Origin of the sequence: Phyllobacterium sp. SYP-B3895 (assembly GCF_009647635.1) — a bacterium.
GTDB classification, from domain to species: domain Bacteria; phylum Pseudomonadota; class Alphaproteobacteria; order Rhizobiales; family Rhizobiaceae; genus Phyllobacterium; species Phyllobacterium pellucidum.
Genome location: NZ_WJIG01000002.1, coordinates 181,732 through 197,739 on the forward strand (window position 1 = coordinate 181,732; position 16,008 = coordinate 197,739).

Annotated in this window: 6 protein-coding genes; 5 read left to right on the forward strand and 1 reads right to left on the reverse strand. The window is 60.4% G+C overall.

The window, feature by feature from the left end; all coding sequences use genetic code 11:
* Positions 1–9: 9 nt before the first annotated feature.
* Positions 10–684, forward strand: a complete 675-nt coding sequence (locus tag GF108_RS07350; RefSeq protein WP_091946220.1) for a response regulator transcription factor — start codon at positions 10–12, stop codon at positions 682–684.
* Positions 685–702: 18 nt separating this feature from the next.
* Here GF108_RS07350 and GF108_RS07355 read toward each other — a convergent pair whose 3' ends face one another.
* Positions 703–2,121 (reverse strand): sensor histidine kinase, encoded by a 1,419-nt coding sequence (locus tag GF108_RS07355; RefSeq protein WP_153667465.1) that lies wholly within the window; start codon positions 2,119–2,121, stop codon positions 703–705.
* 255 nt (positions 2,122–2,376) lie between these two features.
* On the opposite strand from GF108_RS07355, the gene GF108_RS07360 reads away from it, so the two are divergent.
* From GF108_RS07360 to GF108_RS07375, 4 genes are all read left to right on the forward strand, one after another.
* On the forward strand, positions 2,377–9,675 hold the full coding sequence (locus tag GF108_RS07360) for a peroxidase family protein (RefSeq protein WP_153667466.1): 7,299 nt from the start codon (positions 2,377–2,379) through the stop codon (positions 9,673–9,675).
* 72 nt (positions 9,676–9,747) lie between these two features.
* On the forward strand, positions 9,748–11,514 hold the full coding sequence (locus GF108_RS07365) for a type I secretion system permease/ATPase (RefSeq protein ID WP_153667467.1): 1,767 nt from the start codon (positions 9,748–9,750) through the stop codon (positions 11,512–11,514).
* Positions 11,511–14,102, forward strand: a complete 2,592-nt coding sequence (locus GF108_RS07370) for a cadherin-like domain-containing protein (protein ID WP_153667468.1) — start codon at positions 11,511–11,513, stop codon at positions 14,100–14,102. The genes GF108_RS07365 and GF108_RS07370 overlap by 4 nt, the downstream gene beginning before the upstream one ends.
* 36 nt (positions 14,103–14,138) lie before the next feature.
* Entirely contained in the window at positions 14,139–15,482 is a 1,344-nt protein-coding gene (locus GF108_RS07375) for an HlyD family type I secretion periplasmic adaptor subunit (RefSeq protein WP_153667469.1), read from the forward strand.
* Positions 15,483–16,008: the final 526 nt, after the last annotated feature.

Genomic DNA, 16,008 nt, shown 5'->3' on the forward strand with positions numbered 1-16,008 from the left:
GAAGTCACTATGGTGCCAATTTCTGTTGCGCTGGTCGATGACCATCCGCTCATGCTTGCAGGCGTCGTCAATCTCTTCGAAACAAACTCAGAATTTTCAGTTGTGGCCAAGGGCGCATCGGCCGATGACGCGCTCCAGATCAGCCGGCAATTGCGTCCCGATGTCATGGTTCTCGACCTTTACATGCCGGGGAATGTCTTTGAAGTCATCAGCGAGATCGGCGCAAATCCGGGAGGCACGAAGGTTGTTGCGTTTACTGCGATGACGGGCAGCGACTATGCTGTGCGGGCGCTCCATGCCGGGGCCAAGGGCTACGTTCTCAAGGGCAGCAGCGCCGATGAACTCATTCAGGGCGTGCGTGCCGCCCACTCGGGCGAAACATACATTACGCCGGCTTTCGCAATCAAAGTCATCGAAGCATTGCGCATCGCCTCCTTGCGTAAGAGAGCTGCGGGACCGATCAAGCTCAGCATCCGTGAAGAACAGATCGTCAGCCTCCTGCTCAGGGGCCGTACCAATCGTGAGATCGCGATCGGGCTCGGCATAGGCGAAAAGACGGTCAAGAACTATATGACGATCCTCATGCAGAAGCTGCATGCGCGAAACCGTCTTGAAGTGCTGATCGCCGCGCAGAAACTTGAAGTTGCCAGCCGCGACGAACGCGAATCCGTTTCGCGTCATTAGTCGAAGCGATTCCAATGCCTAGGCGCTGTTGCTTTCGAGGGGAACGGCGACAATAAGGTTGGTGCCTGCACCCGGTTCATGCACGATCCGCACCGTGCCGCCAAATGCCTCCACCCGGTTGCGAATTCCCTGAAGTCCGAGTGGGTGCCGTCGCCCGGCAGAAGCAACCGGCTGGTCGGGGCTCGGCCCCTTGTCGCTGACAGTCACGGTGATGACGCTGCCATCGGCGCTCACTTCCACCCGCTGTCCGCGGGCTCCAGCATGGCGATAGGCATTGTTGAGACCTTCCTGCACGACCCTGTAAAGACATATTTTCAGCGGATGCGCGACCTTTTCCGGCAGATTCTCGTAATGTGCCGCGACAATCGACCCTGTCGCGTATTCGTGGCGTTGGGCCGCGAGCTTGAGCGCTGCTTCGATGGACAGGTTTTCCAGTTCCGGCAGCACGAGACCCGTCGAAAGCTCCCGCAGTTCACTGAGCACCTGGCTCGCGAGCCGCGATGGATCGAGTTCATCCCGCTGGTTACCTGCGCCCGACGTTTGCCCGAGGCGCAGGATCAGCAGGCTCAAGACCTGGACGGGACCATCGTGCAGATCCGAGCCGATACGGTTGAGCAGTGTTTCATTGGACTTTGACGCATCCATGCGCGCCTTGTCGGCAGTTCTGCGCAGTGCACGGTTCTGGTCGGCAAGCGCTTGCGCGTTCTCCAACTGCGATTTCAAGGTTTCACGCTGCGTATTGATAATGCCGCTGGCGCGCCGCACGATCAGGTAAAGCAGGCCCATGATCGTCAAGGTCGTCGCGCCGACCAGCGCCCAGGTGCTGCGCTGGACGCGCGATCGCTGCGCGATGAAATCCTCCGCTTCCTCGTATAGCTCTCCAACCGCTATCACATCATGGTTCCCGGGTCGGTAGATGGGTGCGTAGATTTCGATCAGTGGACGCGCCGTTTGCTCGTTGGCGATACCCTGATCGTCATGGTGCTCTTCGAGTTGAGCGACGACTGTTCCGGCGAACGCCCGTTCAATATCCTCGGATGGCAGCCGTTTTCCCATAAGTGACTTGTCTGTGCTGTAGACAACAGTTCCGTCCTTGTCCCAGATTCTGAAGCCTTCCACTCGCTTCGCAAGATCCGTGCCGATTAGAAGGTCATCAAGTTCCTTCTGCCTTTCCGGAACGACAAGCGGCCTGCCATTTTCCTCGTCGACGTGGCGGGCAAGGAATCCCTCCATGTAAAGGGCGCCCGATTCCGCCCGGCTCCGCAACTGGTTGGCCGCAATCTGTGAACTCAGCCATTCTCCAAGGATCGCCATGGATCCCAGGAGGATGAGCGCGGCTACGACGAGGAATTGCGATTTTAGATCAAGGCGTTGCCAGTACCGTACGAGCTTGCCGATACCGAACCGCCCACCCTCGTGGTTGAGGTCATAGGTCATGTTGGCGATAAGGCCAAAAGTCCCGAAACCCTCTTGACCAAGGTCTTTGTAATTGACCGGACCTTCCGAACTACCAAGTTCGCTCCCCCCACCACATCATCCGACTATCGAAACTCGTGTCGACGTTTTTAGTGAGTTTGTCCCGGAGATCCGGGTCTGGTCAAGAAAAACACGCCGCGGGAGGGGGATGGCGCCTGCCTATGTGCAGTCGCGGCAACAAAACACCGCGCAAGAAAGCGGTCCAGGAGGGCAATTATGGTAACCTACATTCGTTCGGATCTCGATTTCATCCTCAAGCAGATCAAGATTGCTGAGGCAGACGCCGCATTCCGGCAAGGCATAACCACGGGCGATCCGAACAATGTTGCCAAGCCGCTCTTCGGGGAAGGCGGGTCCATACCCACCTACAACCTCGCCTGGGGCCTTCGCACGGTCGACGGAACCTACAACAACCCGCTGCACCCGGAATGGGGCGCTGCCGACAATGAGTTCCCCGAGCCGCTCGGCACGCAGTTCAAGACGATCATGGTGCCTGCAGGTCCCGGCGGAGCCCTGGTTCCGGTCTCATACAATCCCACGGTGGATAATGACGGGCCTGGGACCGCTGTCGCTGGCGATGTCTTTGATCCTTATGTCCGCACGATTTCGAATTTGATCGTCGACCAGACGCTCGGCAATCCCTCGGCGATCCTGACGGCGTTGCAGCGCGCCGGTATTGTTCCGGCCGCCCAGCAAATGACCGTTACGGCCCAGATCACCGCGGCTTATGAGCCGCTCAAGCCCCTGTTCAATGCTCTCGGCACGGCCGAGCGTCTGAACGCTGAGGCGCAGGCTGCCGCATCGGCGAGTCCCAACAACCAGGTCCTGCAGGACGCCGCCGCACAAACCGCCGCCAACCTTGCAGCCGCGCAAGCCGCACTTGAGGCAGCGGACGATGCGCTCATGACGCTCCTCGACGCCAATGGCGTCGAACTCGACGGCGTCAACATCGTCATCACCAACGCTGCTCCCGATGAGGGACTGTCGGCGCCGTTCAATTCCTGGTTCACGCTCTTCGGCCAGTTCTTCGATCATGGCCTCGACCTTGTCGCCAAGGGCGGCAACGGCACTGTGTTCATTCCCCTGATGGAAGACGATCCGCTTTTCGTCCAGTCGACGCCCGAGAATCCGAATCCGCCAAACTTCATGGTGCTTACCCGCGCAACGCTCGCCGGTCCTGGCAATGACGGCGTCATGGGCACTGCCGACGATACCGATCGCCCGGTAAACACCACGACCTCCTTCGTCGACCAGAACCAGACCTACACTTCCCATCCGTCGCATCAGGTCTTCCTCAGAGATTATGAGTTCAACGCGGCCGGCGACCCGGTCTCGACAGGCAAACTCATCGAAGGCGGCAATGGCGGCATGGCCACCTGGGCCGATCTAAAGGCTCAGGCGGCTTCGATGCTTGGCATTCAACTTCTCGACGTCAATGTCGGCAACGTTCCCTTGCTGGCCACAGATCCCTATGGCGAGTTCATTCGGGGCCCCAATGGCTTTCCGCAGATAGTGACATCGGCTGGTCTGATCGAGGGTAATCCTGCCGCCAATGGCGGGCTCGGCGTCCTTGTCGACGATCCCAACCATGTACCCCCCTACACAGCCATCCGGACCGGTCACGCTTTCCTCGCCGACATTGCCCACAATGCGGTGCCTGACGGGCTCGCTGATGGCGACATCGAGATCGGATTGAACAATCCCGGCTTTGATCCCGGCGACTACGACAACGAACTTTTGGACGCGCACTACGTCGCCGGCGACGGCCGCGCCAATGAAAATATCGGCTTGACCGCCGTTCACCACGTTTTCCATTCGGAACACAACCGCCTCGTCGAGCACACCAAGGAAGTCGTTCTTGCTGATGCCAATGCGATGCTGGACGATGGCGCGTCACAGGCCGAGGCCGTTGCATTCCTCAATGAATGGCTTGTCAACGATGTCACTTCGGTTCCCGCAACAGCGACGGGCCTGATCTGGGATGGCGAACGGCTGTTCCAGGCCGCCAAATTCGGCACCGAGATGCAATATCAGCACCTCGTCTTTGAAGAATTCGCCCGCAAGATCCAGCCGAACATCAACGTATTCCTGGTTCCGGATGGCTATGACGTCACGATCGATCCGTCCATCGTCGCCGAGTTTGCGCATGTGGTTTATCGCTTCGGCCACTCGATGCTGACAGAATCCATCGATCGCTTCGATCCCAACTTCAATCCGGATCATATCGGCCTTATCGAGGGCTTCCTCAACCCGCTGCAGTTCGAAAACAACGGCGGCGACACCACGGTCGATGCCAATGTCTCGGCAGGCGCGATCGTTCGCGGAATGACGCGGCAGGCCGGCAACGAGATCGACGAGTTCGTCACGAGTGCATTGCGCAACAATCTCCTCGGCCTCCCGCTCGATCTGGCAACGATCAACCTGGCACGCGGCCGTGATACGGGTGTTCCTTCGCTTAACGCCGCCCGCGCGCAGTTTTATGCGGCAACCAACCAGGATGTGTTGCTCAAGCCTTATGCGAGCTGGGTGGATTTCGCCGGGCATCTGAAGCATGAAGCTTCCATCATCAACTTCATCGCTGCCTACGGCACCCATTCGCTGATCACCTCACAGGCAACGCTGGAAGGCAAACGCGACGCCGCGCTGACGATCATCTCGGGCGTATCCGTCGATGGGTTGGTCGTACCCGCAGACCGCCTCGCATTCCTGAATGCCACCGGTGCTTACGCAGCAAATCAGCCGGGAAGCACGCTCGGCGGTCTCAACAACGTCGACCTGTGGATCGGCGGCCTTGCCGAAGCGATCATGCCTTTCGGCGGCATGCTCGGCTCCACATTCAACTTCGTCTTCGAAATGCAGATGGAAAAATTGCAGAACGGCGACCGGTTCTACTATCTGCAACGCCTCGACGGTCTGCATTTGTTCGGCGAAATGGAGAACAATTCGTTCGCCGCAATGATCATGCGCAATACCGATGCAACGCATCTTCCATCGGACGTGTTCTCGACGCCCGGCCTTATCCTTGAGGTCGACCAAACCCGGCAGTTCAACGATCTGAATGGTGATGGCACGCTCGTATCCGACGATCCGCTGGGTGACGGGATCCTCACACAGCTCGTTATCCGGGATGATCCGGGAACAGCGGCCGTGGAGACCAACTACCTGCGCTACACTGGCGGCGACCACGTCGTCATGGGTGGTACTGACGGCGCCGACACGATAATTGCCGGTATCGGCGACGATACGCTCTTCGGTGACGGCGGCAACGACCGGCTCGAAGGTGGTTTCGGCAACGACATCATCAATGGCGGCGATGGCGACGACATCATCCTCGACAGCGGCGGCGACGACAATATCAAGGCGGGCAAGGGTAACGACGTCGTACACGCCGGGCCGGGCCTCGACCTTGTCATGGGCAATGACGGGCAGGACTTCATCTTCCTCGGTACCGACATGGGTTCGGAGGTCTTTGCCGGCACCGGCGACGACTTCATCTACGGCAACAAGAACGCCGAGCGCATTCTTGGCAATGAGGGCAACGACTGGATCGAGACAGGGACTTTCGACGGCGCCCCCGGCGACAACTTCGACGAAATCTTCTCGCACGATGAGATCAACGGACACGACGTGTTCCTCGGCGATGGTGGCTTTGATGAGTTCATCGGCGAAGGCGGCAACGAAATCTTCGTCGGAAGCGCGGGTCGCGGCAAGATGGTCGGCATGTCCGGCTTCGATTGGGCGACGTACAAGGACAATCCGAATTTCGTGAACGCGGATCTGTCGATCCCGATCGTATTCGACGAAGCGCCTACGCTGCCTCAGAATGCCGCGCTCGATGAATACGAGTCGGTCGAAGGCCTCTCCGGTACACGGTTCAACGACGTCCTGACCGGCACGAACATACTCGCTGCGGAGCGGCTTCCCGCTCTCCAGGGCGGTACTGAAGGCTATCAGGGCAGCGCCCTCGACGCCGAAGGCATCGCGTTGATCAGGGGCCTGCAAGAACTGCTGGGTGCTGGCGTAACCGAATACAGCGCCGGCGACATTATCCTCGGCGGCGATGGCAGCGACCGCCTAACCGGCCAGGCCGGGGATGACATCATCGACGGCGATAGCTGGCTCGACGTGCAGATCGGCGTCTTCGCGGTTGGCGATACGGAACACACCGGTACGCCGATCGCCCTGCACAACAGTATGACGACGCTCGCTGCGAGCATGTTCAACGGGACGATCAACCCGGGTCAACTCGGCATCGTGCGGACGATCAGGAACAGCACGACACAGGAAGCGCTCGGCGAGACCACCGACAGCGACGGCGTTGCCGATATCGACCGCGCGGTGTTCTCCGCTGCACGGGCCGAGTACGACATTACCTTTAATCCCAATGGCACCGTAACGGTGGCCCATACCGGCGGTCTGGCGACCGACGGCACGGACACGATCCGCAATGTCGAGGTCCTGGACTTCACCGATCAGGATATCTCGCTGCTGGCGCCGACGCTCGATCTCAACGGCGATGTCACCACCACGACGACCGCAATCGCTGCGCAGGCCTATCGTGATGTGTTCGACAACGCCGCGCATAACAACAGCAATGGTACGGTGGCTTGGGGGGCGACACCCTGGGTGGAGACCAACGATATAACTACCGGCAATGTGGTCACTGGCGGCCAGATTCAGATTGATGCGGGGAATTCCAATGAACTGCGCTTCATTGGCGGTGCAGGGTCCGATGGGGCATCCATCACCCGTACGGTCAATCTCAGCGGTCTGACAACTGCAACGCTCTCGTTCACCTACGACCGGAACAACAACGGTAATACTATTGATGCCGGCGAGTCGGTTCAGGTCCAATATTCCGCGACTGGATCATTTGCGCCGGGAGCCTTCACCGTTCTCGAAACGATCACCAACACTTCGGGCGACGGCGGGGGCGCTGGAACGGTCACTGCGAATCTCAACCTGACTGGCGCGGGTGCTAATTCGGCCATTCGGTTCGTCTCAACCGCGATCAATCAGACTGGCGAAGAGGTTCGAATCAACAACTTCAACATCGCCACGTCGACGACTACCACAACGGTCACTCCCGGTACCCCCGGCAACAACTACGTCACCAGCTATGCCGAGAATGGGGCTGCTGTTGCGATCGCAGTTGGCGCTCGGATCACCGATGACGGCGCGACCATGGCTGCGGCCCGCGTTGTTCTGACCAATGCCAGCGCAGGCGACGTCCTGTCGGTGCAGGGCGGATTGCCGGCTGGCATCACCTCGTCGCTTGATAACAGCATCCCCGGGCAGATCACTTTGAACCTGACCGGAAACGCCTCGCTCGCCGCCTATCAGGCAGCGATCCAGCAGGTGCGTTACTCCAACAACTCGGAAAACCCGGCAGTTGGCGCACGCACCCTGCAGGTCACCGTCAATGACGGCCTGCTCAACAGCGCGGTGGCCACGACGACGGTAAATGTTACGGCCACCAACGATGCCCCAGTTGCCAATAACGACACGGTCATCACCAATGTGGCGGCGAACACCGTGTTCTCCGTGTCCCAGGCCGCTCTGCTCGCCAACGATAGCGATCCTGAGGGTTCGCCTGTCACCATCACGGCAGCGGGCGGCGCCAACGGCCTTGCAACCGGCCCCACATTGGGAGCGGGCATCATCAGCCTCTCGGACAATGCCACCGCCGGCGGCACCTTCACCTATACCGGCAGCGACGGTGCACTGACGGACGGGGCCACGGTGACGATCAACCGCGTTACCACGGCCGGCATCACGGGCACTGCAGGAAATGACATCATCGTCGGCAACAACACTGCCAACACGATCACCGGCGGTGCTGGCTCTGATCACATCAATGCCGGGGACGGCGGCGACACGGTCAGCGGCGGTACCGGAAACGACATCATTCTCGCTGGCACCGGTAACGATACGATTATCTGGAACGCGAATGCGGCGGGCGATACCGATGGCTTCGACATGGTCAACGGCGAAGAGGGTGCAACCGATACCTTCGTGATCAACGGGCGGGCTACCGCTGCCGAAACCTTCATCATCTACGCCCGGGCAGCGGCCATAGCGGCCGGTATCCAGGTGACCGGTGGCGATAGTGAGATCATCATTACCCGCACGGCAGCGGGTGTGACGACGATCATTGCCGAGCTCGACAATATCGAAGAGATCACCGTCAACACGCTCAATACGACAGCAAACAACGGCAACAATCCAAACGCGCCGGATGGAGGGCCGAGCGCAGGCGACACGATCCAGGTCATCGGCAATTTCAATTCGCCGTTCACCAGCCTGAACTTCAGCACGATCACCATCGATGGCAATGCCGGTGACGATACGGTCGACATCTCGGCCCTCTCGTCGGCACATCGCATCGTTTTCCGCTCCAACGGCGGCAACGATACGATCATCGGCAATCTGCGGCCGCAGGACGTGATCGAGCTTCCCGACGGAAAGACCGTCGCCGACTATGCGACGACGATCGAAAATGGCGTCACTACCCTGACGAGCAGTGAACAGACGATTACGTTTACCGCCCCCGATGGCATGCCGCAGATTGGCGCCCCGATCGACGATGAAGAAGAAGTACCGACACCACCTACAGCTCCGGCAACGGGCGCACCGATCATCGGCACTGCCGACGGCGACGTCCTGAACGGAACGGCAAACGGCGAAACGATCCTTGCCCGGGCCGGCAACGACGTGGCGATGGGCGGGGCCGGTGCCGATATCATCCGCGGCGATGAAGGCGACGACTTCGTCATGGGCGAGGGCGGCAACGATATGATCTTTGCCGGCTCCGGCAACGACGATGCCCTTGGCGGCGAAGGCAACGACATGCTCTACGGCGATGCCGGAAACGATCGTCTCTTCGGCGATGCCGGCAATGACCTGATCGACGCCGGCGCGGGCAATGACACGGCATATGGCGGTGAAGGCAACGACATGTTCGTGGCAGCAGCAGGTGACGGCGACGACACCTACTACGGCGATGCCGGTGTCGATACGCTCGACATGGCGGCGATCACCGCGAACCTGACCGTGGAGCTGGGCTCGGGCTTCATGGGACGCGGCAGCGCGTCAAGCAGCCAATCCGGTTCGGATACGCTGTGGAACGTCGAAAACATCGTGACCGGCTCGGGTGCGGACAAGATCACCGCGAGCAGTGCCGTCAACATCATCGACGGCGGTGCGGGGAACGATACATTCCGCTTCCTCTCCGAGGTGGATGCGGACGGCGACACGATCGTCGGGTTCCAGACCGGCGACAAGATCGATGTCAGCGGTATCGACGCCAACAATGGAACGAGTGGAAACCAGGCATTCACGCTTGTTTCCGCGGCGACGCTCAGCGGCCCGGCGCAACTGATTGTCACGCATGAGACACGTGCGGATGGTGACTACACCGTGGTCCAAGGCAGCGTCGACGGCGACGCCAGCGCGGAACTGCGGCTTAGCATCAAGGGCAATCACAACCTCACCAGCTCGGATTTCAATCTGTAGTCCGGGCGGGCGACGGGCCGGAGGCATAGCGGGCCCGTCGCCTCATTCAAATAAGAAAAGTGGGGAAAAACAATGCGTTCCAAGCCAGCTTTAACGGGGATGAAGCGTAAGAATGCCGAGAAACTCACAGAGGGTTTTCGCGGCATCTTCGCGTTTCTGTTCACAACCTCGGGGATCATCAATATCCTTGCCCTGACCGGCTCGTTCTACATGTTGCAGATCTACGACCGGGCATTGACCAGCGGCAGCGTCCCGACGCTGCTCGCACTGTCGGCACTGGCGATCGGCCTTTACCTGTTCCAGGGTCTGTTCGACATTATCCGCTCGCAGGTGCTGGTGCGGGTCGGAGCGCGTCTCGATGCGAAGATCGCGCCGCTCGCGCATCAGGTCGCCATCGACATGCCGCGTTTCGGCTTTTCGACGGCGGAGGCGCTCGAACGCGGCCGCGACGTCGACACGGTGCGCAGTTTTCTTGGCAGCCAGGGCCCGGTGGCGCTGTTCGACCTGCCGTGGATGCCGCTTTATCTCATCTTCGTCTATATGCTGCATCCCTATCTCGGGGCGCTGACCTTCGGTGGCGCCTTCGTCCTGTCGGTGCTGACGGTGATCACCGAACTGATGACGCGGCGGCTGGCAAGTTCGACCCACCAGTCGGCGATTGCCAGGAACGCCATTGCCGATTCCAACGCGCGCAATGCCGAGATCCTGAAAGCGATGGGCTTTGCCGGGCGGGCCGTCAGCCGCTTTAACGCGGCGAACCAGGAGCATCTGCAATTGCAGACGCGCACGAACGACATCAGCGGCACCTTTGGCGCGGTCTCGCGCGTTTTGCGCATGGTCCTGCAGTCGGCGGTCCTCGGCCTTGGGGCATGGCTGACCATTCAGGGCGAACTTTCGGCCGGCGCAATCATCGCTGCCTCTGTGGCTTCGGCCCGGGCGCTAGCCCCGGTCGATCTTGCCATCGGCAACTGGAAGGGTCTTGTTGCGGCCCGCAATGCCTTCAATCGCCTGAAGGAAACCGTCGTTGCGCTCGCGGGCAACGAGGCGCCGATGCAATTGCCGGCGCCGACGGCATCGCTGAAGGTCGAGAAGATCACCATTGCGGCTCCCGGTTCCGGCCGCGTGCTTCTGAGCGAGGTGAGCTTCGAGATCAAGGCCGGGCAGGCACTCGGAATAGTCGGCCCGAGCGGCGGCGGCAAGACGACGCTGGCGCGAGCGCTGACCGGCATCTGGCCGGCGCTGCGCGGCAGCGTGCGGCTCGACGATGCCGACCTGACACAGTGGTCGGACGACAATCTCGGCCAGTATATCGGCTACCTGCCGCAGGATGTGGCGCTGCTCGATGCGACGGTCGAGGAAAACATCGCCCGGCTCGAAGAGGACGCCGATGCCCGCGCCATCGTCGAGGCGGCGCAAATCACCGGGATCCATGAAATGATCGTGCGCATGCCCGACGGCTATCGCACGGCGCTCGGGCCGCAAGGCGCCTCGCTTTCCGGCGGACAGCGCCAGCGCATTGGCCTCGCTCGGGCGCTATACAAGAACCCGTTCCTGGTCGTTATGGACGAGCCCAATTCCAACCTCGACGGTGAGGGCGAAATGGCCCTGACCGAAACCATCAAGGCGATCAGGGCGCGCGGCGGTATTGCCGTGGTCATCGCCCACCGGCCAAGCGCGCTTGCCGCCGTCGATCTGGTTGCCGTCATCCAGAACGGCAAGATGGTGGCGTTCGGCCCGAAGGAGGAGATTCTCAAATCAGCCGCCCCGGCGGACCCGGGCAACCGTCAGGCACCGGCAGCGCAGAATGCGCCGCGCGTCACATCGAGGGTACTGGCATGATCATCGAGGCAAAAGGCACCAAGACCAACCCATCCGAGAATGAAAACCCGCATGAACGCTATGTTCTGAAGAACGCGGACAGGCGCTCCCATGCGCCCCTGTTCTTTACCGTATTCCTGACCGGACTTGCGGTTTATTTGAAAAGCGCGTTTCCGCGGCTCGGCGACTATGCCGACAATAGCGAGGAAAGACCGCCGGAGCCGGCCGGCGCGGACGGCACGTCTGCCCCGGAGCAGGTTGTGGCGCGCGGGCCCGAACTTGTGATCGATAACGAATATCCGGAGGAAAGGAAACACAGCGGCTCTGGCGAGGCGCTGGTATCGGCGCGGCGGGGGAGTGCTTTTGAACTTGCCGATACGCCGCCCATCAGCCTCCAGGACTTGAACCTGCCGAGTTCGGCGCTGCTGCGCCAGTTCGGCGGTATTTCGGTATCATTCCAGGCCGCTAACGACAATGCCTGGATGGCACAGCCGGCGCGCGGGATCGCCTCCAGCAGCGGCGGTGGGCATGGTTGGGCACCCGAAGCCTTTCGGCATGCGTTTCCAGACTTGGACGACGACAACGAAGAGCCGGCGAGCGACGATGCTGATGATGAAAACGGCAAGCCGGCAAACCGGGCGCCGCGCACCAGCGGTCCCGTCACGCTCTACGACGTCTATGGCTGTGCGGGGGCGCTGATCGGCCTTGCCGATCTCCTGCGCGGCGCCACCGATCCCGATGGAGATCCGCTTTCGATCCGCAATTTGACGATCTCCTCAGGGACGCTGACGCAAGCCGGCAATGGCTGGACCTTTGCCGCGAGCGGACTTGGCCCGGTCACGCTCACTTACGAGATCACCGACGGTAATCTTTCGGTGTGGCAAACGGCGCAATTCTCGGTGCTGCGCAATCTGCCCATCTTCGGCACCCCCGGCGACGATATTCTTGTCGGCGGTGACTGTGCCGACGACATTGACGCGCGCGCGGGCAGCGATCTCATCGATGCACGGGGTGGCAATGACACCGTCAATGGCGGCGATGGCGACGACCACATCGTTGCCGGCAGCGGCAACGACATCGTCATGGCGGGCGCGGGCGCCGACATCGTGCTTGGCGGTCTCGGCGATGACACGATCTGGGGCGGGGCCGGCAATGACCGACTCTATGGCGAGGATGGTCGCGATGCAATTTTTGGCGAAGAGGGCGACGACACGATCAGTGGCGGCGATGGCGACGACCTCATGTTCGGCGGTTTGGGCAATGACAACATTACGGGGGATATGGGAAATGACCGCATCAATGGTGATGATGGCAATGACATTCTTGACGGCGGCCTCGGCAACGACATTGTCTTGGGCAATGCGGGTCTCGACAGCATCCGCGGCGGCGAGGGCAACGATCTCCTCGGCGGCGGCGCCGATGCCGATAGCGTCCGCGGCGAGGCGGGCAGCGACACGATCATAGGCGATGCCGACGGCGCGAACGACAGCTATGACGGCGGCGAGGGCGAGGACACGCTCGACTATTCGGCAGTGACGGGCGCTATCGAGGTCGATCTTGCAGAAGGCGCAGCCTCGGGCGGCGAGATCGGCAACGATGCAATCAGCAATATCGAGGCGGTCAAGAGCGGCGCCGGCGACGACACTATCTCCGGCAGTGCCAACGACGACACGCTTTCCGGCGGCGGCGGAGATGACCGGCTTGCTGGTTCCTCCGGCGCAGACGAGGTCAGCGGCGATGCCGGCAATGATGTCGTCATCGGCGATACCGATGCAGCGGATGATCATTATGATGGTGGCAGCGGTATCGATACGCTCGACTATTCTGCAGCGATCATGGCGGTCGCCATCGATCTTGCAGCAGGAAACGCCACCGGCGCCGAGATCGGCACCGATACGATCAGCAACTTCGAAACAATCAGTGCCGGGGCGGGCGACGATACCATTGCCGGCAGCGATGGCGAGGAGACGCTTCTGGGCAATGGCGGCAACGATACGCTTGCCGATGGCGGGGGCACAGACCGGGTTGACGGCGGACATGGCGATGATTGCATTGTCGCAGCGGCCGATGCTGCCGACGATACCTATGCCGGAGGCGAGGGTACCGATACGCTGGACTACTCGGCATCGGCACAGGCTGTGCTCGTCAACCTTGCGACGGGCGAGGCGACCGGGTTTGACATCGGTCATGACGCGATCAGCGGCTTCGAGACGGTGCACGGCGGGAGTGGCGATGACCGAATGATCATCGGGCCCGAGGCCATGATCCTGCGCGGCGGCGATGGCAACGACACCTTCCAGTTCCACATACCTGAAGGTAGCTCGAGCGCCGAAGTGATTCATAGCATCATCGACTTCATGGTCGGCGACCGTATCGAGACGTCGAACTACGAGATCTTCGAAGACGTGATCGACGGGCTGGAAGATCGTTTTGAAGATATCTATGGCGAGACGGCCGGGGACGAGCCCTTGCCGATCAAGATCAGGCACGAGGGCACGGGCGAACTCGCGCAGACATTGATCGAGGTCGACATGAACCGCGACGAGCACTTCGAGATGACAATCAACCTGAGCGGCCATCACGTGCTGATGATCGTCGAAAATCCATAAGAAAAGCACGGCAACAAAATAACCGGGGGCAGGCACATGCTTGGAAGAAAGAACAAAAAGACCAATCGCACTGGTGCACTATCGGCTGCAGCGCCAGACCAGACGTTCCCGATAGGATCGCGGGTATTTGCCGGCACATTGTTTGGCCTGCTGCTGTTTGCGGGAGCTGGAGGCTGGGCGGCAACGGCGCAACTGACCGGCGCCATAATTGCGCCGGGGCAGGTCAAGGTCGATCGCAACATGAAGTCGGTGCAACACCGCGATGGCGGCATCATCAGCGAGATCGCCGTCAAGGAGGGCGATTTCGTCACCAAGGGCCAGGTGATGCTGCGCCTCGACGATGCCGAGACGCGGGCGGAATTGTCGATTGTGCGCACACAGCTCATCGAGCTAACGGCCCGTCAGGTTAGGCTCATGGCAGAACGCGACAATCTCGATGCCATCATCCTTTCCCCTGAACTCTCGAGCCGACTCGAAGAACACCACCATATCTTCTTCGGCGAGAACCGCCTGTTCGAAGGCAACCGCCAAAATCGCAAGAGCCAGAAGGAACAGCTGGAACTCGGGATCGATCAGCTTGGCCAGGAGGTGACCGGCCTTGAAGCGCAGCGGGATTCCAAGACCGATGAAATCGCCCTGGTCAAGATCGAGCACGACAAGATCAAGGGCCTCACGGACAAGCGGCTGATCGAGACCTCGCGCAAATATGTCATCGACCGCGAGATGGCCAAGCTCGTCGGCGAAAAGGGTGAGGTCGAAGCCAGCATTGCCCGTGCCAAGGCCAAGATGAGCGAAATCCAGATCCAGATCATCGCCATCGACGAGACTGCGCGTACCGAAGCGCAGCGCGAACTTTCCTCGATCGAGCCAAAGCTTTCCGAACTGCGCGAGCGCCGCATTGCCATTGAGGACCGTCTGGCGCGCACGGACATTCGCGCGCCGCTATCGGGCACCGTGAATGAGCTTGCCGTTCACACGATTGGCGGGGTTATCACCCCGGCGGAAAAGCTGGTGACGCTGGTGCCCGCAGACGCCGCGCTGAAGATCGAGGCAAAGCTGGCGCCGACCGATATCGACCAGGTTTTTGTCGGCCAACCGGCGAAATTGCGTTTTTCTGCCTTCAACCAGCGCACGACACCCGAACTCTTCGGCAGCATCGCCTATGTCTCGGCGGCGACAAGCACCGATCCGGCAACCGGCCAGGTCTATTATCTTGCCGACGTCATCGTTCCGGCAGATGAACTGGAAAAACTCGGCGACGGTAAGCTTCTGCCCGGTATGCCGGTCGAAGTCTTCGTTTCGACGGAAGAGCGCACGGCGCTGTCATTTCTTGCCAAGCCGCTCGCCGATCAGTTCAGCCGCGCGTTCAAGGAACAATGATGTTTCTTGTTTTCAAGCAAGGTATTAACGCCATGTATTGATGTTGAGCTTTGCTTGTAGCGATCAGTTTTGTCCTGCCCATGACGCATGCCGAGGAATCCCGCCGCCGTTCTGTGGATTGCTCGTGATACACCCGCTCAACGCCAATGCGAGGAACGCAACAATATAAAGTCGCATCGCCGCCTCCTGAAATTTGCATGATACGAGAATAAGCCCAAAAATCAGGAATGGTATGCGATCGCCTTCACCTTTGCTTGAGCGGAGGGTGATCCGGATGCGGCAGTTCCCCTTGAAACTGGAGAGCGCCCAATTCGACACTGAAACGTGTCTGCGATGTGCCCCTACTTTTCTCAACGTATAGCGAGCTAATTCGTGATTTTTCAAAGTGGGCTGTTCGAATCGTAGAGATCACAATAACCACGCTAGAGCGCATCCTAAGACTATGCCAAGCAGGACCAGTGCGAGGTACATATTCGTCCGGCGGGTCTGAGCTGCCTCTTCTTTAGATACGACTCGAAGCGCCTCG